The organism is Mycobacteriales bacterium, from assembly GCA_035995165.1.
GTDB lineage: Bacteria > Actinomycetota > Actinomycetes > Mycobacteriales > CADCTP01 > CADCTP01.
Genome location: DASYKU010000077.1, coordinates 23,367 through 43,428, shown reverse-complemented (window position 1 = coordinate 43,428; position 20,062 = coordinate 23,367). Strand labels below are relative to the sequence as shown.

Annotated in this window: 20 protein-coding genes; 8 read left to right on the top strand and 12 right to left on the bottom strand. The window is 72.6% G+C overall.

The features are described 5' to 3' along the window. Nucleotides 1–6: 6 nt before the first annotated feature. A complete protein-coding gene (locus tag VGP36_12575) occupies nucleotides 7–879 on the bottom strand; it encodes a universal stress protein (GenBank protein HEV7655550.1) in 873 nt (290 codons plus the stop codon). 482 nt (nucleotides 880–1,361) lie between these two features. Between VGP36_12575 and VGP36_12570 the strand changes: the two genes are divergently transcribed. Both VGP36_12570 and VGP36_12565 read left to right on the top strand, forming a co-directional pair. Continuing rightward, nucleotides 1,362–2,135: an LLM class flavin-dependent oxidoreductase gene (locus VGP36_12570; protein ID HEV7655549.1), complete on the top strand. Its 774-nt coding sequence runs from the start codon at nucleotides 1,362–1,364 to the stop codon at nucleotides 2,133–2,135. Nucleotides 2,136–2,182: 47 nt separating this feature from the next. Continuing rightward, nucleotides 2,183–2,914 (top strand): class I SAM-dependent methyltransferase, encoded by a 732-nt coding sequence (locus VGP36_12565; protein HEV7655548.1) that lies wholly within the window; start codon nucleotides 2,183–2,185, stop codon nucleotides 2,912–2,914. Nucleotides 2,915–3,081: 167 nt separating this feature from the next. Here the strand turns inward: VGP36_12565 and VGP36_12560 are convergent, their stop codons facing one another. From VGP36_12560 to VGP36_12535, 6 genes are all read right to left on the bottom strand, one after another. Continuing rightward, a complete protein-coding gene (locus tag VGP36_12560) occupies nucleotides 3,082–3,579 on the bottom strand; it encodes a hypothetical protein (GenBank protein ID HEV7655547.1) in 498 nt (165 codons plus the stop codon). Nucleotides 3,580–3,628: 49 nt separating this feature from the next. Then, complete coding sequence (gene glsA / locus VGP36_12555; protein HEV7655546.1) at nucleotides 3,629–4,684, bottom strand: glutaminase A; 1,056 nt, start codon at nucleotides 4,682–4,684, stop codon at nucleotides 3,629–3,631. A 32-nt stretch (nucleotides 4,685–4,716) separates the two neighbouring features. Next, the gene (locus tag VGP36_12550; protein HEV7655545.1) at nucleotides 4,717–4,941 is read right to left on the bottom strand and encodes a hypothetical protein; all 225 of its coding nucleotides are present in this window, start codon (nucleotides 4,939–4,941) and stop codon (nucleotides 4,717–4,719) included. A gap of 218 nt (nucleotides 4,942–5,159) precedes the next feature. Then, a complete protein-coding gene (locus VGP36_12545; protein ID HEV7655544.1) occupies nucleotides 5,160–6,986 on the bottom strand; it encodes an AbgT family transporter in 1,827 nt (608 codons plus the stop codon). Nucleotides 6,987–6,991: 5 nt separating this feature from the next. After that, entirely contained in the window at nucleotides 6,992–8,494 is a 1,503-nt protein-coding gene (locus VGP36_12540; GenBank protein ID HEV7655543.1) for a leucyl aminopeptidase, read from the bottom strand. 60 nt (nucleotides 8,495–8,554) lie between these two features. Then, complete coding sequence (locus VGP36_12535; protein ID HEV7655542.1) at nucleotides 8,555–8,710, bottom strand: hypothetical protein; 156 nt, start codon at nucleotides 8,708–8,710, stop codon at nucleotides 8,555–8,557. Nucleotides 8,711–9,017: 307 nt separating this feature from the next. Here VGP36_12535 and VGP36_12530 point away from each other — a divergent pair, with 307 nt between their 5' ends. The 3 genes from VGP36_12530 (at nucleotide 9,018) to VGP36_12520 (ending at nucleotide 11,148) form a co-directional block, all read left to right on the top strand. Next, complete coding sequence (locus VGP36_12530; protein ID HEV7655541.1) at nucleotides 9,018–9,224, top strand: hypothetical protein; 207 nt, start codon at nucleotides 9,018–9,020, stop codon at nucleotides 9,222–9,224. A 75-nt stretch (nucleotides 9,225–9,299) separates the two neighbouring features. Beyond that, nucleotides 9,300–9,557, top strand: coding sequence for a hypothetical protein (locus tag VGP36_12525; GenBank protein HEV7655540.1), 258 nt, complete (start codon nucleotides 9,300–9,302; stop codon nucleotides 9,555–9,557). Between the two features lie 22 nt (nucleotides 9,558–9,579). Next, on the top strand, nucleotides 9,580–11,148 hold the full coding sequence (locus VGP36_12520; protein ID HEV7655539.1) for an SLC13 family permease: 1,569 nt from the start codon (nucleotides 9,580–9,582) through the stop codon (nucleotides 11,146–11,148). Between the two features lie 55 nt (nucleotides 11,149–11,203). Here VGP36_12520 and VGP36_12515 read toward each other — a convergent pair whose 3' ends face one another. The 5 genes from VGP36_12515 to VGP36_12495 all read right to left on the bottom strand — a co-directional run bounded on the left by VGP36_12515 (nucleotide 11,204) and on the right by VGP36_12495 (nucleotide 15,807). Next, nucleotides 11,204–13,183, bottom strand: a complete 1,980-nt coding sequence (locus VGP36_12515; protein HEV7655538.1) for an MDR family MFS transporter — start codon at nucleotides 13,181–13,183, stop codon at nucleotides 11,204–11,206. A 160-nt stretch (nucleotides 13,184–13,343) separates the two neighbouring features. Beyond that, nucleotides 13,344–14,609, bottom strand: coding sequence for an amidohydrolase (locus tag VGP36_12510; protein HEV7655537.1), 1,266 nt, complete (start codon nucleotides 14,607–14,609; stop codon nucleotides 13,344–13,346). Beyond that, entirely contained in the window at nucleotides 14,606–14,854 is a 249-nt protein-coding gene (locus VGP36_12505; protein ID HEV7655536.1) for a LapA family protein, read from the bottom strand. The genes VGP36_12510 and VGP36_12505 overlap by 4 nt, the downstream gene beginning before the upstream one ends. Nucleotides 14,855–14,941: 87 nt before the next feature. Beyond that, a complete protein-coding gene (locus VGP36_12500) occupies nucleotides 14,942–15,151 on the bottom strand; it encodes a hypothetical protein (GenBank protein ID HEV7655535.1) in 210 nt (69 codons plus the stop codon). Next, nucleotides 15,148–15,807 (bottom strand): DUF308 domain-containing protein, encoded by a 660-nt coding sequence (locus VGP36_12495; GenBank protein ID HEV7655534.1) that lies wholly within the window; start codon nucleotides 15,805–15,807, stop codon nucleotides 15,148–15,150. The genes VGP36_12500 and VGP36_12495 overlap by 4 nt, the downstream gene beginning before the upstream one ends. A gap of 830 nt (nucleotides 15,808–16,637) precedes the next feature. Here VGP36_12495 and VGP36_12490 point away from each other — a divergent pair. The 3 genes from VGP36_12490 (at nucleotide 16,638) to VGP36_12480 (ending at nucleotide 19,820) form a co-directional block, all read left to right on the top strand. Next, a complete protein-coding gene (locus VGP36_12490; protein ID HEV7655533.1) occupies nucleotides 16,638–19,178 on the top strand; it encodes a LuxR C-terminal-related transcriptional regulator in 2,541 nt (846 codons plus the stop codon). An 85-nt stretch (nucleotides 19,179–19,263) separates the two neighbouring features. Continuing rightward, entirely contained in the window at nucleotides 19,264–19,482 is a 219-nt protein-coding gene (locus VGP36_12485; protein ID HEV7655532.1) for a hypothetical protein, read from the top strand. Between the two features lie 83 nt (nucleotides 19,483–19,565). Continuing rightward, nucleotides 19,566–19,820, top strand: a complete 255-nt coding sequence (locus VGP36_12480; GenBank protein ID HEV7655531.1) for a hypothetical protein — start codon at nucleotides 19,566–19,568, stop codon at nucleotides 19,818–19,820. Nucleotides 19,821–20,062: the final 242 nt, after the last annotated feature.

Here is a 20,062-nt window from a genome sequence, read left to right as displayed (position 1 = left end):
TCGGTTTCAGCGGGCGATGACGACGGGGCAGTGCGCGTGCCGCATCACGCCGTGGCTCACGGAGCCGAGGAGCATGCCGGCCAGGCCGCCGTGTCCCCGGGTGCCGACCACGAGCAGGCTCGCGGTCCGGCTGGCCTCGACGAGCTGGTGCACCGCAGCTCCCTCGGTGACGTCCGTCCGTGCCGCGACGTCGGGATACTTCTCGGTCCACCGGCCGACGCTGTGCTCGGCGGTCCGGGCCGCGGCGGCCCGGATCCGACCCAGCTCCTCCGCGATCGGGTACGGCGGGACCGGGTAGCCCATCACCGGGTAGACGGAGGCGCCGAGCGTGTAGGCGTGCAACGCCACCAGCGGCAGGCCGTGCCGGTCCGCGTACGCGAAGCCGTACTCCAGCGCCGCGTCACTGTGCGGGGAGTTGTCGATGGCGACGAGGACGGACCCGGCGATCGAACGGGTGCGGACGACCACGGCCGGGCCGCGGGCGTGCTCGGCGACCTGGGTGCCGACCGAGCCGATCAGCAGCGCGGTGAGCCCGCTCGTGCCGTGCGAGCCGACGACGACCTCCTCGGCGTCCTCGGCCAGCCGGAGCAGCTCCGCGGCCGGGTTCCCGCTCGCCACCCGGCCCTGCACGTCCACCCCGGGTGCCACGCCGCGAGCCCGATCGACCGCGCCGTCGACGGTGTGCTGGGCCACCTGCTGGGCCGTGGCGAGCAGCTGACGCGTCAGTGGCACGTCCCCAAGGCGGGGCAGATCGAGCACGGTCGCCACCGTCAACCGGGTCTTGCGGGCGGCCGCGTCGGCCGCCGCCCATACCAGCGCCTCCTGGGCGCAGGCCGACTCGTCGATGCCGACGAGCACGCCGATCCCGTCACTGTTCATCTTCCGTCTCCTCCGGACCGGGACCGGCGACCCGGCCCTCCAGGTCCATCCGACCGCGGACGCACGCCGGCGGGCAGTGCCAGAGGTCCCGCCGATGGCCCGTGCACACGGGACCGAGGGCCCCCGGCGCCAGGTGCCGAGCGGCGGATGTACGAGCAGATCGCCAGCTCGACCAGCAGCCGATGCAGCCGGTTGACCGTGCGGGTGCGGGCGGCGCCTTCGCCGGCACGTCCACCACCGGCTCTCCGTCGGCGACCAGCCGCTGCGCGAGATGCCGGCCCACACCTTGGCGTCACCCGCATCAGCGGGCCGGGGCGCGACGCGGCGTTGGTGGCACCCTCGCCGGCTGCGCCGAGCGGACCATTGCGTCCGAGGGACGACTCGGACTCCCCGCCGCAGCCATCTCGACTTCCTCGCTGTTCAAATCCTCGTGCCTATCGTTGTCCATCCACTGGTGGCTCGTACGCTGGGCCGGCGTTCGGGTGGAGCGGCCGAATCGGGAGGAGCGCCGAGCGATCAAGCGTGGACTGTATCTGGCGCCGTTCGACCGGTTGGCCGATCCGCGGCTCCTGGCGGAACTCGCCGGTCGGGCCGAATCCCGTGGCTGGGACGGCCTGTTCCTGTGGGATCGGATCGCCTATCCGCCGCCGGGTCGTGCTGTGGCGGACCCGTGGGTGGCGCTGAGCGCCATCGCCATGGCGACCGAGACCCTCCGGCTCGGGCCGATGGTCGTTCCGCTGGCCCGCCGGCGGGTGCAGAAGGTCGCCCGGGAGACGGTGACCCTGGACCAGCTCAGCGACGGGCGGCTGACGATGGGTGTGGGGCTGGGCAATCCCACCGATTTCGAAACGTTCGGAGAGGTGGTCGACCTGCGTGAGCGGGCGCGCGTACTGGATGAGAGCCTCGAACGGCTCGACAGGTTCTGGCGCGGGGAGTTCAGTCCGGCCCCGGTCCAGCGCCCGCGGATCCCGGTCTGGGTCGCGATGAAGTGGCCCAGCCGCCGTCCGCTGCGGCGAGCGATCCGTTGGGACGGGCTCTTTCCGATCGATCTTCCCGGGCCCGAGCAACTGGCTGTCCTCGTCGAGGAGGTCAGCCAGGCACGGGAGAGCGACGATCACTTCGATGTCGTCGTGGACGTGCCCCCGGGGGCCGATGTGCGGCAGTGGGCGACCGCCGGCGCCACCTGGGTGCTGACGAGCATCGAACCGCAGCCTCCGGAGCAGGTGGTACGCGAGGTCATCGAGGCAGGCCCGTGATCCCCGGCCCGGTCGACTACGACGCCGAACTGAGCAGGTACAGCACGGTGCTGCGCCGGGCCTGGGCCGTCCGGCCCCACGACCGCATCCTCGACATCGGCTGCGGCGCCGGGCAGACGACTCGCGATGCCGCGCGCATGGCCCGGGCGGGAAGTGCGCTCGGCGTCGACCTGTCCACCCACGCCATCGCACGTGCCCGCAAGCTCGCCCGGGCGGAGGGTCTGCGCAACGTCACCTTCGAGCCGGTGGACGCGCAGGAACACCGCTTCGCGGAAGGGCACTTCGACCTCGCGATCAGCCGGTTCGGCACGATGTTCTTCGACGACCCCGTCGTCGCGTTCGGCAACATCCGGCGGGCGCTGCGCCCGGACGGACGTCTGGTCATGCTGGTCTGGCAGGCCGGCGGCCGCAACGAGTGGGACGTCGCCCTCCACCGGGCGCTCGCCGGACATGCCGGGCCGACCGCGGTCACCGGCGCCGGACCGGATCCTTTCTCGCTCGCCGATCCGCCGACCGTGGAGCGGATCCTCCGAGCCGCGGGATTCGCCGCGGTCGGCCTGACCGACGTCGCCGAACCCGTCTACTACGGGCCGGATCCGGCCGCCGCTCTCGACTGGGTTCGCGGCTTCGCGTGCACGAACGAGTTTCTGAAGCGGCTCGATCAGCCCGCCGCCGCTCGCGCCCTCGCGCGGCTACGCGACGCGCTCGCCGCCCACCTGAGCGACGACGGCATCTGGTTCAGCTCCCGCGCCTGGATCATCACCGCACGTCGCCGGTGAACGGTAGGGATCCGATCCGCTTCCTGGCCGAGACCTCGCCCGGGCCGCGCCGGCCGTCCGGTCCCAGCCGCCCGCCCCGCGGGCGATCGCCGCCCGGCTTGCTCGGGCGCCGTCGACGGTGTCTCGCGAGGGCACTGAACCGCCCCGGCGAGTCCGGTGCGCCGGCCTCATCGGGAGTCCCGCCGCGCCTGCCGGCGGGCCCCAGCGGCCAGGGAGGAGGCATCCCGCTTCTGCCGGCCGGCCGACCTGACCGGCGGTCGCGGCCTCGCCGCGGTCTCGGTGCTGCCGGGCTCCGGTCCGGCATCGGGGCCCGGTCCGGTTCCCGACGCGCGGGCCGCGGACAGGCGCTGGGCTTTCAGCTCCGCCGCGCTGCGGCGGGCCGCCTTGGCCAGTGCGGTACTCACCCGGGCCAGCGCCGCCTCGAAGACCTCAGCCCGGTCGGCGGCCCGTCGGTTCCGGGGTCGGGCGGCACCCCGCGCGCCGGCCTCACCGACCCGCGCGCCGGCCTGCCGGCGGTACTGCCCCGCGTACTTGTTCCGGGCCCGCCGCACCCGGGTGTGCAGGTCGATCAGGTCGTCCTCGGCCAGCTCGGTCAACGCCGCCGGCTCGGTCGCGCGCATCACGGCGAGCTCCGACTCGCCCAGCGACCCGATCAGCTCGTCCACGTCGGCTCCTTCCCGGCCCGCAGATTCCTCGGGGCCGTCGGTCTTACGCTCATCGGCTCGCCCCGGGGTCTCTTTCCGGCCGGGCGGCCGGCGTGGAGGCGAGCAGATCCAACCCGAGCCGGCGGGCCAGGAACCCGGCCACCCGCTGTCCCCGGACGCTGTTGCCCGCGGCGTCCAGCCGCGGCGACCAGGTGCCCAGGCCGCCCTTGCCGGGCGACACGGTGGCGATGCCGCCGCCGATGCCGCTCTTGCCGGGCACGCCCACGTCGACCAGCCAGTCGCCGGAGCTCTCGTACAGCCCGGCCACCGCCATGACGGCCAGCGTGACCCGGGCGACGTCCGGTGTGACGACGCGGTCCCCGGTCAGCGGGTTGAGCCCGCCGTCGGCGAGCGTCGCCGCCATGACCGCGAGGTCGACGGCCGTGGTGGCCAGGCAGCTCTGCCGGGTGTAGAGGTCGACCGCCGCGGTCGCATCCCCGGCCAGTGCTCCTCTCGATCGCAGCAGCGCCGCCAGCGCGCGATTGCGGTGGTTGGTGGCCAGAGCAGAGGCCAGCACGTCCTCGGTGAGCGGCAGGCCTCGGCCGGCGAAGCGGGACAGCCCGTCGGCGACGAACCGCCACCGCGTCTCCGCCGACGCCCCCGGCACCAGGCTCGTGGTGGCGATCGCCCCCGCGTTGACCATCGGGTTGGTCCGGCCCTCCGGGTCCCGCTCGATCGCGACGACAGAGTCGAACGCCAGCCCGGTCGCGTTGACGCCCACCAGTCCCCGCACCCGGTCGACCCCGAGCTCCTGGCACACCAGCGCGAAGACGAACGGCTTGGCCACACTCATGATCGGGAACGGCCACCGGGAGTCCCCGGCCTCCCGCAGACTTCCGTCCACCCCGGCCACGCACACCCCGAACCGGTCCGGGTCCACATAGGACAGAGCCGGGTACACTGTGGACACTGATCCGGACCGGTCGGGTCGGAAGAGCTGGTACGCCTCCTCGACGACCTCACCCAGCGTCGGATCCCGGGGCAGCTCCCCGGTGGACACGTACCGGGCGGCTCCGTCCCCGTCCCCGTCCCGGGCCCGGCTGTCCACCGCGCTGTCCCGTTCCATCCCGGCGCCCTCCGATCGGTCGCGGCGGCCGGTCAGGTCGTCAGCCGGGGCCGGCCGAAGACCATGAGCAAGAGCCCGTCGACCACGATCTGCACGCCGAGCAGAGTGCCCAGGAGCCGGAGCGCGGACTCCGGCCACCGGTCAAGGATCATCACCCCGAGCACCAGGGTCACAACGCCGGAGAAGAGCAGCACGAAGCGCTGGTCCCGCTCCTGGACCGCCTGCGCCATCCGGACATCCCACCCGGTGCGCCTCATCGCCACCACCGGTGGGTCCGCCTGACCGGCTGGCCGGCCGACGCCGTCGGGGTCGCGGTGGGCGCCCGAGGCACTGGCCGGGCCGGAGCCGCGCCCGGGAGCGGGCGGGGCGGTGGGGGCGGTGGACATGCGAGGCCACCTTTCGCGTCGGGACGGGCCGATCCGGCGGCCGGGCGGCATCGCCGGCGCTCCATCAGCGGGAACAGTGCACGGGCGGGTCAGAGGTGGGAGGGGTAGCCCGGCCCCATCGGGATGCCGAGCAGGAACCAGGCGGCGAAGAAGATGGTCCAGGTGAGGAGCACGATGAGGGCAAACGGGATCATCAGCGAGATGATGGTGCCGAGGCCGGCGCTCTTCCGGTACCGCTGGGCCACGATGACGATGAACGGCAGGTACACCATGAGCGGGGTGACGACGTTCATCGGCGAGTCGCCGAGCCGGTAGGCGGCCAGCAGCGTCTGCGGGGCGACGTTCAGCCGGATGAACAGCGGGATGAAGACCGGGGCGAAGATCGCCCACTTGGGCAGCATGCCGGGGATGATGATGTCGAGCAGGGCGATCACCAGGATGAAGCCGATCAGCAGCCAGACGGCGCCGATGTCGGCCCGCTCGAGGAGGTCGGCCATCCCCACGGACGCGACGACTGGCATGTTGGAGTAGTTGAAGTACGCGATGAACTGGCTGATCAGGAAGAGCATGAACAGCAGCCCGGCGAGGCCGGCCCAGGTCTTGGTGATGGCGTTGATGACTGCGGTGCTGGTGGTGAGGGTCCCCGCGCCGCGGCCGTAGCCGATGCCGGCGAGCAGGAAGATGATGGTGATGATGACGATCAGACTGGTCATCAGCGGGGCGTCGTCGATCAGCGAGCCGGTGTCCGCGTTTCGCAGAGGTCCCCACGACGGGATGGCCAGCAGGAGGACGACGGCGAGGGTCGCCAGGACGGCGATGCTGGCGTAGCGCAGGCCGCGGGCTTCGGCCGCCGTGTCGACGGCGTCCTCGGCCGCCGTCTCCGTCCCCGCGTCTCCGCCTGACCCGGCACCGCCTGACCCGGCACCGCCTGACCCGGCACCACCCGAGGCAACGGCGCCGGCACCGCCCGAGCCGGCGGCACCGGAGCCCGATCCGGCCAGGACCGCGGCCGGCTCCGGCTCGTACCGGCCCAGCCTCGGCTCGATGAGCCGGGAGGACACGAAGACGATTACGAAGGTCACGAAGATCGTGGAGGCGATGTTGAACCACAGGTTCGAGGTGATGCCGATGGAGGTGTCGGGGTCGACCAGGTGGATGGCCTCGTTGGTGACCTCGGTCAGGACGCCGTCGCTGGGGGTGATGAGGATGTTCACCGCGAACCCGGCGCTGACACCGGCGTACGCGGCGGCGAGGCCGGCGAGCGGATGTTTACCGACGCTGAGGAACGCAGCGGCGGCAAGGGGTATCAATATGAGGTAGCCGGCGTCGGATGCGATGCTGGACAGCATCCCGACGAAGACGATGATGAACGTCACGGCCGAGCGCGGCGCCACCTTCACCAGTTTGCGGATCAGCGCCCCCATGAGGCCCGATTCCTCGGCGACCCCCACCCCCAGCATCGCGACGAGGATCACCGCCACGACGCTGAAGCCCGCGAAGTTGTCGACGAACGAGGTGAACAGGAAGCGGATCCCGTCGAGCGAGAGCAGGCTCTTGATCTCGGTGGTCTCGGTCCTGATGACCACGTCGTCGGCGGTGGAGTGCGGCAGCTGGTTGACGGCGTCGGGTGACTGGGTGCCGCCCTCGATCTCGTCGGTCAGCGGTTGGGAGATCGGGGCGGCCGGAGCGGCCTCGGCGACCTCGTGCGTGACGCTGACGTTGAAGAGGCTCAGCACGGCGGACAGGATGATGACGAACACGCAGAGGCCGGCGAAGATGATCGCCGGGTGCGGGACCTTGTTCCCGACCCGCTCGATCCCGTCCAGCAGCTTCTGGGTGAACCCGCGCTTCTCCTCGGCGGCAGCCGGGAGCTCCGGACTCGGCGTCCCGGGGGCAGTGGTGTGGCGGCCGGCCATCTGGATCAGCGCTCCTGTGCGGCGAACGCGGTCGCCAGCTCGATGAGAAGCGGCGTGCCGAATCCGGTCGCGCCCTTGTTGCGCCAGGTGCGCTCGGCATCGGCCTGGGCGGTGCCGGCGATGTCGATGTGCGCCCAGGGCGTGTCGCCCACGAACTCGGCCAGGAACAGCGCCGCGGTGATGGAGCCGGCGTTCGGTCCGCCCATGTTGGACAGGTCGGCGATGGGGGAGTCCAGTTGCCGGCGGTACCGATGGGCCAGCGGCAGCTGCCAGACCGGCTCGTCCACGGCCTCCCCGGCCGCCTTGACCTGATCGACCAGCGCCTGGTCGTTGCCCATCACCCCGGCGATCTCGGTGCCGAACGTCCGCAGGCACTGACCGGTGAGGGTGGCGATGTCCACGATGGCGTCGACGCCGTCCTCGACCGCGAGGACGAGCGCGTCGGCCATGACCACGCGGCCCTCGGCGTCGGTGTTCAGGACCTCCACCCGCGTGCCGCCCCGCATGGTCAGGACGTCGCCGAGCCGGGTGGCGGAACCCGACGGCATGTTGTCGGTGCACATCAGCCAGCCGGTCACGGCGACCGGGCCGGACAGCGCCGGCAGGGCGGTCATCGCCGCCAGGATGACACCGGCCCCGGTCATGTCGTTCTTCATCTGGGAGTGGCTGGCGTCGGCGGGCTTCAGCGCGATGCCGCCGGAGTCGTACATGATGCCCTTGCCGACCAGGCCGAGGTGACCGCGCGCCCCGCCCTCCGGCCGGTACGAGATCTTCACCATGGTGGGCGGCTCGATGCTGCCGGCGTTGATGCCGAGCAGGCCGCCGCAGCCCATCTCGAGGAGCGCGGCCTTGTCGAACACCTCGACCTGGAGACCCGCCCGCCCGCCCACCTCCCGGGCGACCTCGCCGATCCGGGTGGCGGTGAGATAGCCGGCGGGGCAGTTCGCCAGGTCCCGGCCGAGCGAGGTTGCCTCGGCGACCGACCGGCCGCGCCGTGCGCCCACCTCGGCGTCGGCGACGGCGTCGGTGTCGACGACCAGGGTCAGCTCCGATAGTTCCCGGGTGTCGTCCGTCCTGCGGACGTGGAAGTGGTAGCGGCCGAGGATCAGGCCCTCCACCACGGCCTGCGCCGCGTCGGTGGTCGGTACGGTGGCGGCACCCGGCAGGTGGACGGCCAGCCTGCCGAGGTGGGGAAGCGCGCGGGCCAGCGTCGCGGCCGCGTCCCGCAGGTCGGCGGCGGACGCGGAGGTGCCCGTACCGACGGCGATGTGGGCGGCCCCGTTCCGGCCCGGCACCACCAGGCACTGCCCGACCTCACCGGCGAAGCCGCACATCGTGAGCCCGGCGCGGTCGACCCCGAGGTCCGCGGGCACGGCGCCGTCGATGCCGACGATCCAGGCGATCGCCTCCGCGGTCCCGGGCTTCACCTCCGTGCCGACCGAGACCAGCAGATCGGCCAGCCGCCGGATCGAAGGCGTCACGTCGATCGTCGACCCTGGTGCGCCCATGGGGCTTCCGTCCCTTCGGAGGTGGAACTCGAGGTCGTGGGGAAGGGGGATGGGTCCTCCTCAGGACACGGACGCCGCGTCGAGCGCGGTCTCCCGCGGGAGCTGGACGTGCAGCGCCACCTCGCCGCCGGCGGTCCGGACCGCTCCGGCCAGGGTCGCCGCCACCACCGCCGGGTCCGCCCGCGTCCCGGGAAAGGTCAGCAGAACGAGCTCCACGGGTCCCATCTCCATGTCCCACCACCCTCCGGTCCCATCGGACGCTAGAGCCGGCGGCGGACCGGGTCCTCGTCCGTTTCGGGTGGACCGGCGGCGGCGACGGCCACGGGCCGACGATCGCGTAGGAGAACCGGGGCAGCATGGTGTCCGCGCTCGGCGGCACGGGGTCAGCTGCGGTGCTCGGTCGACGGGACCGGCGTGGCGCCCGCCGAGACGGCCGTCGGCCTTCATGCCCGACGGGTGACGTGACCGGCGGCGACCTGGCGCACCCTCGGCGCACGAGGAACCCCGATCCCGGAGGAACGCCGTGACCCCGCGCTACGAGATCCGGCTGTGCGCCCGTCCCGGCACGCGCTGCACCGAGTGGTTCCTGGACCTCGACGTACGGACCGACGGCAGGGTGCTGCTCCTGCGCGGCGAGCTGGACCAGGCGGCTCTGCATGGGCTGCTGGAACGGGTCCGCATCCTGCGGCTGGACCTGCTGGACGTGCGCAGGAGCCGGAGCCGACCGTGACACCGGCCCGCGGTGCGAAGTTCTGGCCCGGAAGTCGGGCCCAGCCCGGCAGCGGCGGATCTGGAGGAGGCCGGCGTGACGCGCTCGCCGTACGAGATCAGGGTGGTCGGGGCGCTCGGCCCGGCCGCCCGGGAGGCGTTCGCCGACCTGGCCGTCGACCTCGAACCGACCGCCACCGTCCTGTCCGGCGAGCTGGACCAGTCGAGCCTGCACGCCCTGCTGGATCGAGTCCGCGCGCTCGGCCTGGAGCTGGTCGACGTGACGCAGGCACCGGGCCCGCTGCCCGACCCGCCCGCCGACCTCGATCCGTGCCCGCTCATCCTTCCCGAATGAGGGCGGGTCCGGCGTGAGCGACATGGCCATCAGCTTCACGGTGCTCGGCGCCGCCGTCGTGTTGTTCGTGTGGAACCGGATTCCGGTCGAGCTGGTGGCGGTCGGTGCCGCCCTCACCCTGTACGGCACCGGCGTGCTGGACCTGCCCGCGGCGCTGGCCGGCTTCGGCGACCCGACGGTGATCTTCATCGCCACCCTGTTCGTGGTCAGCGAGGGGCTCGACGCCGGCGGGGTGACCGCCTGGGCCGGGCGGCGACTCGTCCGCGGAGCCGGCGGCAGCAGCGGCCGGCTGCTGGTGCTGGTGATGCTCCTGGTGGCCGCGGCGACGGCGTTCATCAGCGTCAACGGTGCGGTGGCGGCCCTGGTGCCGGTCGCGGTGATGGCGGCGATCCGGTTGGACCAGTCACCGTCGCGGCTGCTGCTCCCGCTGGTCTTCGCCGCGCACGCAGGGTCGCTGCTCGCCCTGACGGGGACCCCGGTCAACGTGATCGTCTCGGATGCCGCCGTGGACGCCGGCGCCGGCCGGTTCGGCTACTTCGACTTCGCGCTGGTCGGCGTGCCGCTGCTGGCCGGGACCGTGGCCATCGTGCTGCTCTTCGGCGACCGGCTGGTACCCGGCCGGACGCCGCGCAGCGTCCCGCCGGACTTCAGTGACCATGCCCGGACGCTGGTCCGCCAGTACGGCGCCGGTCCCGGGACGCTGGACGATCCGGACCGGGCGCTGTTCACCCGGGACACCGGTGTCGCCGAAGTCGTCGTGCCGCCCCGCTCGGGCATGATCGGCGCCACGGTGTTCCCCGGGATGGTGACCGACAGCGGGACGCTCGTGGTCCTCGCGGTGCAGCGTCGGGGCGAGGACCTCGGCACCGCCGAGACCGTGCTGGAGGCCGGGGACACGCTGCTGCTGGAGGGCAGCTGGGACGCCTTCGCCGACAACCTCGACGACCCGGACGTGCTCGTGGTCGATCCGCCCGAGCTGGTCCGCCGGCAGACCGCACCGATGGGGCGCCGCGGCCGGCTGGCCAGCCTGGTGCTCGCCGGCATGGTCGCGCTCCTGCTGGCCGGGGTGACCCCGGTCGTCTCCGGGCTGCTCGCCGCGGGGGCGCTGATCCTGCTGCGGGTGCTTACCGTGCCGCAGGCGTACAAGGCGGTGTCGTGGACGACGGTGGTGCTGGTCGGCGGCATGATCCCGCTGTCCACCGCGATGCAGCAGTCGGGCGCGGCCGAACGGATGGCGGAGCTGCTCGTCTCGGTCGTCGGCCACGGCGGCCCGTACCTGCTGCTGTTCGGCCTGTGCGTGCTTACTGCGACGCTGGGCCAGCTGATCAGCAACACGGCCACCGCGCTGATCGTCATCCCGATCGCGGTGTCGGCGGCCGCCGACGCGGGCGTCTCGGCCCGGCCGCTGCTGATGGCCGTCAGCGTGGCTGCCGCCGCGTCCTTCCTCACGCCGGTGGCGACCCCGGCGAACCTCATGGTGATGGGCCCCGGCGGCTACCGGTTCGGCGACTACTGGGAGCTCGGCCTGCCGCTGCTGGTCATGTTCGTGCTCGTCGGGACCTTCCTCGTGCCGCTGTTCTGGTCGTTCTGAGCGCCGCGGACCGGCAGCCGAGTCCGTCCGCGGGGTCCACTGAGGACTCGACCATTCAGTCTCGGGTTGACGCGGCCAGCTGCGGCACCGGCGCCGGCTGCGGCTCCTGGTCGACGATCTGGCGGGCGATGCCGGCCATCGCCTGGCGGAGTAGCTGGTCGTCGTCGGAGCCCCAGTCGCGCAACTCGGTGCGCAGCCACGCGTGGATGGCGGCGACCAGGTCGTCGATCTCGTGCTGGCCGGCCTCGGTGAGTCGCAGGTGGTCGTCGTCGCCGGTCAGGTAGCCGGCGGCGCGGGCCTGCTGGAAAGCCGGCTGCAGGACCGGGGCCGGCAGCCGGTGGTTGTGCGCGATCGCGGCCACGCTGGTGTCGCGGTCCAGCCGGGCGCGCAGGTACACCGCGCCCACGCACCAGCCGTTCGCGACGTCCAGTTCGGTGCCGGACGCGTCGCGGATCTCGGCCAGCGCCGCCCGTCCGCGGCTGCCCATCACCCGGGCGATGGCGGTCTGCAGCTGCTGCAGGCTCTCGGCCCGTTCCGGCAGGCCGAACCCGCCACCGACGTCGCCCGCTCCGGCCTTGGCGGTGTCCCGCAGCGGGACCTCCTTCAGGAACAGCGAGAGCACGAAGGACAGCCCGGCGACCGGAACCGCGAACAGGAACACCACGTGCAGCGAGTGGGCGTACGCGTCGACGATCGGCGCGATCTGGTTCTTCGGGTAGGCGTGCAGCGCCTTGGGGGTGCCGATCGCGGCCGGGTTCACCCCGGGCGCACGGGCCACCGCGCCGGGCAGCACGGAGCGCAGCACGTTGGAGTAGATCGCGCCGAAGATCGCTGCCCCGAAGGCGCTGCCCAGGGTCCGGAAGAAGGTCACCCCCGAGGTCGCCACGCCCAGGTCGCGGTAGTCGACGGTGTTCTGCACGATGATCGTCAGCACCTGCATGATCAACCCGATGCCGGCGCCGAGCACCAGCATGTACGTCGCCATCAGCCAGAAGCTGGTCCGCGCGTCCATCAGCGACAGCAGCCACAGCCCCAGGCCCATCAGCAGCGACCCGGCGACCGGGAAGACCTTGTACCGGCCGGTACGCCCGATGATCGTGCCGGACAGAATGGACGTGACGAGCAGCCCGACGACCAGCGGCAGCGTCTGCACGCCCGAGGCGGTCGCCGAGACGCCCCGGACGTACTGGAAGTACGTCGGCAGGAACGTGATCGCGCCGAGCATCGCGAAACCGACGATGAACGCGAGCACGACGCTGAGACTGAACACCTGACGGCGGAACAGCCGCAGCGGCAGGATCGGGTCGACCGCCCTCGACTCGGAGTACACGAACAGCCCGACCGCGACCACCGAGGCCGCGAACAGCCCGAGGATCGTCGCCGAGCCCCAGGCGTACTCGGTGCCACCCCAGCTCAGCGCCAGCACCAGACCGGCGGCGCCCACGGACACGAACCCGATACCCAGGTAGTCGATGATCGGTCGTGAGACCGTCTTGGCCCGCGGGATGGTGAAGGAGGCCAGGATCACCACCACCACGCCGAGCGGCAGGTTCACGTAGAACGCCCAGCGCCAGGACAGGTGGTCGGTGAACAGCCCGCCGAGCAGCGGCCCGAGCACCGTCGTCACCCCGAACACCGCACCGAGCGCGCCCTGGTACTTGCCCCGCTCGCGCAGCGGGATCACGTCGGCGATCAGCGCGGTCGCGGTCACGGCCAAGCCGCCGGCACCCAGCCCCTGCACCGCGCGCCAGCCGATCAGCCAGGTCATGCCGCCGGCGAACCCGCACGCGGCCGAGGCGATCACGAACACCCCGGCCGACACCTGCAGCATCAGCTTGCGACCGAACAGGTCGCCGAACTTCCCCGCGAGCACCGTCGCGATCGTGTCCGTCAGGAGGTAGGCGGACACCACCCAGGACAGGTGCGCGCCGCCGCCGAGATCACCGACGATCGTCGGCAGCGCGGTCGAGACGATCGTCTGGTCCAGCGCCGACAGCAGGATCCCCAGCAGCACCGTGCCGAAGACCAGATTCATCTGCCGGCGGCTCAGCTCCCCGGATGGGGGGAGCACTGCAGTGTGGACGGCCACGATCGGGCCACTCCCTTCCCCGTGACGAACGCCGGTGCCGAACAGCATGGCACCGCGCCGTCGCCCCGCGCCCGGCTCGCCGGCAGGTCGTTGCGGCCATGCTTGGTCACCGAGTGGCCGGAAGCCACACGCGCGCCGCGGTTGCCAGCGCCCGGGCCCCGGTGACGAGGGTCGGTTCGACGACCGGTGCGTACAGCGGCGAATGATTGGACGGCAGCTCCGCCACCCGGGCGACGATGTCCGCGGCATTGTTCGCGTCCGCGAACTCGGCCGGGTCCGCGCCGCCGAGGATCCAGTACACGCAGGGTGCTGAGGCCGACGAGGCCAGCAGTCCCACATCCTCGCTGCCGGTGACCAATCCGGGGTCGAACACGCGACCGGCGCCCACGAGTGCTTCGAACGCGGGAACGGTCCGGGCCACGGCCGCCTCGTCGTTGACCACCGCCGGGAAGCCGTCGAGAACCGTGATCTCCGGATCGCGGTCCGCGCCCGAGGCGACGGCCTCCGCTCGGACCATGCGGTCGATGGCGTCGAGCGTCCGGCGACGGACGGTGTCGTCGAAGCTCCGTACGCTGATGAGGAGCTCCGCCCGATCGGGAATGATGTTCTCCTTCGAGCCGGCTCGCAACGCGCCCACCGTGACGATCGCGGTCTGGGTCCCCGCGATCTCACGAGAGACGATCGTCTGCAGCCGCATGACGGTGGCGGCGGCCATGACCACCGGATCGACCGTCGTCTCCGGCCGCGACCCGTGGCCGCCACGGCCGAACATCACGACGCGCAGAGCATCGGCGGCGGCGAACGCGGTGCCGGCCCGGACGGCCAGGGCTCCGGCCGGCAGCGGCGCCACATGCTGGCCGAGTACCACGTCGGGCCGGCCGAACCGTTCGTACAGCCCGTCGGCCACCATCGTCGCGGCACCCTGCCCGGCCTCCTCCGCCGGCTGGAACACCGCCAGCACCGTGCCCCGCCAGGAAGACAGCTCCTCGGCGAGGAGGTGCGCGGCTCCCAGCAGGCAGGCGACGTGCATGTCGTGGCCGCACGCGTGCATGACCGGCACGTCCTGGCCCTCGCGGTCGAGGCCATGGGCGGTGCTGGCGTACGGAAGGCCGGTGCGTTCCAGGAGTGGCAACGCATCCATGTCCGCGCGCAGCAGTGCGGTCGGGCCAGCACCGTTGCGCAGGACGCCGACGACCCCGGTGCGCCCCACGTTCTCCGTCGTCCGGAAGCCCATGCCGCGCAACCGGTCCGCGACGATCCGCGCTGTGCGGGTTTCGGCGAAGGACAGCTCCGGGTGGCGATGCAGGTCGCGATAGAGCTCCGCGAGATCGGACCAGGTCGACGCGCCGGTGCCGGCGACGGCCGTGGTCACCTCGACTGCCGCCGTCGCCGCCGCGAGCCCGACGCCGCGATGATGATCCCGACGAGGACGGCGACGAGCAGGATCAGCCACAACGGCGCGGAGAGCTGCAGCCACAACAGGTCGATCGAGACCCGGTTGCGGTTCTGTCCGATGAAGACGGCGGCGACGACCGCCAGCACGATCGGTATCCAACGGCTGCGCAGGAAGCCCGCGATCGGGTTCGGCTTCGGTGTTGCCGCGACGTCGTCAGCCATCGTGCACAGTGCCTTTGTTCTCGGCCGGAACGACCGCGACGTCCACCATGGCGATGTCCTCCTGGGATCTGCGGTCGGTGCGACTGGTCAACGATCCTGGTGCGGGGTGGGGCCGGCCCGGCCGGCCCGCGCCCGGGCGTCCAATACCAGACCTGCGCCGCACAGGACGAGCACGACGGCGCTGCTCGCGAGCAGCCACGTCAGGGTCCCGTCGGTCAGAGCAGGAGCGGCCCCGAGTACGGCCACGCCGGCCAGAGCGATCACGGCCCCCACGAGCTGCTCGGTCCTGGACGTCACGGTACGGCCGTGGCGGTCGAGGCCGGGGCCCTGAGCCGGGGCCGGCCGGCCAGCACCAGGGTCAGCCCGTCCACGACGAGCTGGACGCCGAGCAGCGTGCCCAGCAGCCACAGTGCGGATTTCGGCCACTGGTTGAGGATCAGCAGCCCGAGCACGAGGCTCAGTCCGCCCGAGACGACCAGGGCCGAGCGCGCCTCCGGATGCTGGACGGCGGCGACCAGCCGCACGACCCCGCTGGTGACCATGCTGGCGCCGATCGCGAGGGAGAGGGCGAGCAGGGCCACCTCGGTGTTGGTGACGAAGATCAGTCCGGCGATCAGCGCCAGCGCGCCGCCGAGCATCCCGATCCAGAACCCGCCCCGGCCGATCCGGGACAGCGCCACGATGATGCCGACGGCGCCGCCGATCAGCAGGGTCCAGCCGATGAAGAGGACCGAGACGACACTGGCGACGACGACGTCACCGAGGACCACCACCCCGGTGACGATCAGCACGAGCCCGAGGGCGACGTCCCACCCCGTACGCGTCGCCGGAAGGGGAGTCGGCCGGTGGGAGACGGGCGCCGGGCCGCCGCCGTCGGGGCCGGCCGGTTGGGCCGCGGAGGCGCCGGGCGCGAACGTCGGCGGGGGCGGAACGACCGGGTCGGTGCCGGACATGGCCGTCCTTTCGATGGGAGGTGGGGCGGTAGGCGTCCAGGGCCCGGCGGCGTCATGCCGGTGCCCCGGCCTTCGGCTCCGGAGCGGCGAAGCGCAGCGCGAGGTCCACGAGCAGGCGGTGCCGCAGCCCGCCGTCACCCGGGACGGCGACCGGTCCACAGAGGACGGTGCGAGGTCGGCCGCCGACGTCGTCACCGGCACTCGCGTCGACAGGGCGACGTCGAAGACTGCGCCGATCGGGGGCATGGTCCGTCTCCCGTCCGCTGCACGGCGTTGCTCCCACCCGGCCGGGCGGGCCGACCGACCGACGGATCCCTTGTCCTGTCGGACGAACCCGGCAGGGCCCGTCCGTCGGGACGCTACGGGCGCCGACCTCGCCCGGCCTCATTCGCGCGGGGTGAGCCGGTCAGGAACCGCGCAGGTGGCGCTCTCGCCGTGTCGAACTCGGCCACGATCGCGTTCCCGCCGCCGGGCCGCCGCGGGGTCCCGAAGAGTCAGCCCCAGATGGGTCTCGATTCCGATCAGGGTCGCGTCGGTGCCGACGGTCGAGACCCGCTACGCCGCCCTCGTCCCGTTGGAGAGCGGCTGTTGTTGATCGCATGGTTGACAGGCGGGTACAGAATGCTAGGAGGCGAACACGGATTGATACCCCGGTCAGTCTTGGAACATGCATGTTCGTCAGTGAGGGATGGTCTTCATCCAGACGATCCGGCGTCCGGGGACCGTGAGACAACACGGTCAGCCGGGCGGAGGCGGGCATGACGGCGATGGTGTCCGATCAACGGTTCGTGGCTCCGTTCGTGCCTCCCCGACACCTCTCGCGGACTCGGTTGCTCGACCGCCTCGACGAGGCCTGCCCGGTCGCGCTGACGGTGTTGTCCGCCGGCGCCGGCACCGGAAAGACCGTGCTGCTGAGCGAGTGGGCCCATCGCCAGACGCGGCCGGTGGCCTGGCTGGCGCTGACGGCCGCCGACGACGATCCCCGCCGGTTCTGGCGTCAGTTCCTGGAAGCGGGCCGGGCCGCCGGGCAGGAGTTCCCGCCGACCGCGTGGACCAGCGGCGGCACCGTCGACCTGCTCGACTTCGCCTTCGGCCGGGCCGCCGAACCGGCCCACCGGCTGACGATGGTGCTCGACGACGCGCACCTGCTGACCGACCCGGAAATTCTGGAGGGGCTGGACCGGGTGGTGTACCGCTGGTCCCATCGGGTGCGGCTGCTGATCTCGGCCCGCAGCGACCCCCTCCTACCGCTGCACCGATACCGGTTGGCCGGCCAGATGCACGAGATACGGGCGGCCGAGTTGGCCATGACGCAGCCGGAGGCGCGCGCGCTCCTCGGTGAGCACGGCGTCTCGCTGGGGGACGAGGATCTGGGGCTGCTGGCTCGGCGCACGGAGGGTTGGCCGGCCGGGATGCGGCTGGCGGCGCTGCGGATGGAGCACATCGAGCGGCCGGCGGAGTTCGTCGCGGTGTTCGCCATGGACCAGGGCAGCGTCGGCGAGTACCTGACCGCCGAGGTGCTCAACCTCCTGCCCGAGAGCGTCCAGCGCCTGCTGATCCGGACCAGCTTCCTCGACGACGTCACCGGGCCGCTGGCCGAAGCGGTCACCGGTATCGAGGGTTCGGGCGCGCTGCTGGCCACGCTGGCCCGGGCCAACTCCTTCGTGATCCCGCTCGACCCGGCTCAGACCACCTTCCGCTACCACCAGTTGTTCCGTGAGGTCCTGCGCCATCTCGCCCATCGGCAACCTCCCGGCGAGGAGCGGGCGCAGTACGCGCAGGCCGCGGACTGGTACCGCCGGCACGGGGACATGGCCGGTGCGCTGCGGTGGACCGTACAAGCCGGGGACGCGTCGGCGACCCGGTCGCTGCTCGTCCACGGCGGCCTGGCCGAGGCCTTCGTCAGCAACCAGGACATGGACAAGGCCGGTCTCCGGCAGCTGGCGAACGGCCGACCACCGGCGGGCGCCACGCCGGCCGAGCTGCTCGGGTACGACGGGGCCGACCGGGCGATCATCGCCATCTCCGCGGATCCGGGGACGGCGGCGGTCGAGCTGGCCCAGCTCCAGGCCGACCGGCCGGACCTGAACGACACCGATCCCGATCTCAGGGTCACCGACTGCCTCGTCGAAGTGATGCTGGGCCGCAAGGCCGGGGCCTTCGCCGTCGTCGACGCCGCGGCCGAGCGACTGCTGTCCGACGAGGATCTGCGGGCCGCAGTGGACGGCGTGCCGGGCTTGCGGGCCAGCGTCCTGCTGATGCAGGCCCGGGCCCGGTTCAGCGCCGGCCGGCCGCAGGACGTGGAGCCGCTGCTCCAGCGTGCGCTGGACGTGGTGGAGCTTGGGATGCCGGCGGTGGAGCTCGACGTCCTGTCCATGCTCGTCTTCGTCGGCGTGTCCGCCGGGCGGCCGCGCAGCGCCGACGACGCGGCCGACCGCGCGGACACCCTGCTCGACCGGCATCCCGAGCTTCCCCGGCCGGTGGTGCTCGACCTCGCACTCGCCCGCCGCGCGCACGCCAAGGCCGACCTGGCCGGCATGGCGGCGGCGATGCGGCGGGTCCATGCGGTCGGTCCGGTTTACGCCGACACCGGGCAGGCGGCCACGGTCGCCTTCGTGCAAGCGACTTTCCTGGCTGCCTGCGGCGAACTCCGCCGGGCCCGCGACGTGCTGCGGAACAACTCCGCGCTCGCGGTCACGGCGACCGGCCTGTACGGCGCGCTCCGCGACTGCGAGCTGGCCGCGATCGAGATCGCGCTGGGGCACCCCACAGCCGCGCTCCAGGGGCTGGAGCCGCACCGCGGCACCCCGCTGGCCATCGTCACCGCGGTCGCCACCGCGCGGGCCCACCTCGCGCTGGGCGACCTCGACACCGCCGCTGCCCTCGTACGCAGCGTCACCACGACCCCCAGCCCGTACGTGACCCGGCAACTGCTCATCGACGCCGTGCTGTGCGAGGCCGACATCGCGCACCACCGCGGCGAGGACGGCCGGGCGCTGGAGCTGCTGGACCGGGCCCTGGACATCGGCGGCGAGGACATCGTGCTGCCCTTCGTCCAGGCCACCGAGGCGCTCGGCCCGGTGCTCAGCCGGCATCCCATGCTGGCCGCGCGCTGGCCGGCGGGGATGTCGAGCCTCGCCCCGACCGGTGCCACGGCGGCGCCGGCGGCAAGCCTCCCCGAGCCGCTCACCCATCGCGAGCAGGCCGTGCTGAGGCTGATGGCGACCAGCATGGCGACCATGGAGATCGCCGACGAGCTCTGCCTCTCGGTGAACACCGTGAAGACCCACCTCTCGGCCATCTACCGCAAGCTGTCGGTGGGCCGGCGCCGCGATGCGGTGTTCCGCGCCCGGGAGCTCGAGCTGCTCTGAGGCGTCATGCCGTTCGGGTGACGTGCTGCGGCCCATCGGCGGACATGCTGGCGCCGTCCGGACGCGACGTCGCACGGAGGTGCCGGTGTCCGCTCGATACGAGATCAGGTCGTCCGGCGCTTCCGATCGGAGCACCGAGGACGCGGTCGGCGGGCTCGACGTCATCGCGGCGGACGCGGTCGTCCTGATCTGCGGTGAGCCGGACCAGTCGGCGCTGCACGGCGTGCTGCAACGGATCAGGATCATGCGGTGGGAGCTCCTGGACCTCCGGCGAACTCGAGGATCCCCCCGACGCGCGGGCTGAGCGGTCCGGTGCCCGGGCGGATCACCGGGTCGGCCGGTGTACCCGCCCAGCCCGGCGACGCCGAGTCGGTCGAGGAGGTCAGGGTGGGCGACACGTATGAGGTCCGGGTCGTCGGTGCGCTGGGTGCCGCCGGCCGGGAGGCGTTCGCCGACCTGGCGGTCGACGTCGAACCCACGGCGACGGTCCTGTCCGGTGAGCTGGACCAGGCGGGCCTGCACGCCGTCCTCCACCAGGTTCGGGCGCTGGGGCTCGAGCTCGTGGACGTGAAGCTCGCGCTGCGCGAGCCCGGGAGCCACGTCTCCGGGTCACCGCCGGACGACAAGCAGACGCCGGCGTGACGAGCCGCCCGGGCTGTGGGGCTCGTCCCTTCCGGGTGAGTCGCCTCCGGGGGCCGGTCGGGCCGGCCGGCGCCGCCGACGGGACGGCGCCGGAGCGGACCCCTGCTGACCGGCCTTCTCGGACGGCGCTCATCCGGGACGAGTGAGGCACCTGCGTCCGGCGGACCCGACGATGGCGTCTGTCCGGCGGAACTCGGTGACGTGCGATGTGGCCCGCCGGGCGGGATCCGGTGGACCACATC

Excerpts from the sequence above, each read along its gene's own strand:
- VGP36_12575 (HEV7655550.1), bottom strand. The coding sequence starts at position 879 with ATGAACAGTGACGGGATCGGCGTGCTCGTCGGCATCGACGAGTCGGCC.
- glsA (HEV7655546.1), bottom strand. The coding sequence starts at position 4,684 with ATGGAACGGGACAGCGCGGTGGACAGCCGGGCCCGGGACGGGGACGGG.
- VGP36_12550 (HEV7655545.1), bottom strand. The coding sequence starts at position 4,941 with ATGAGGCGCACCGGGTGGGATGTCCGGATGGCGCAGGCGGTCCAGGAG.
- VGP36_12545 (HEV7655544.1), bottom strand. The coding sequence starts at position 6,986 with ATGGCCGGCCGCCACACCACTGCCCCCGGGACGCCGAGTCCGGAGCTC.
- VGP36_12540 (HEV7655543.1), bottom strand. The coding sequence starts at position 8,494 with ATGGGCGCACCAGGGTCGACGATCGACGTGACGCCTTCGATCCGGCGG.
- VGP36_12520 (HEV7655539.1), top strand. The coding sequence starts at position 9,580 with ATGGCCATCAGCTTCACGGTGCTCGGCGCCGCCGTCGTGTTGTTCGTG.
- VGP36_12515 (HEV7655538.1), bottom strand. The coding sequence starts at position 13,183 with ATGAATCTGGTCTTCGGCACGGTGCTGCTGGGGATCCTGCTGTCGGCG.
- VGP36_12505 (HEV7655536.1), bottom strand. The coding sequence starts at position 14,854 with ATGGCTGACGACGTCGCGGCAACACCGAAGCCGAACCCGATCGCGGGC.
- VGP36_12495 (HEV7655534.1), bottom strand. The coding sequence starts at position 15,807 with ATGTCCGGCACCGACCCGGTCGTTCCGCCCCCGCCGACGTTCGCGCCC.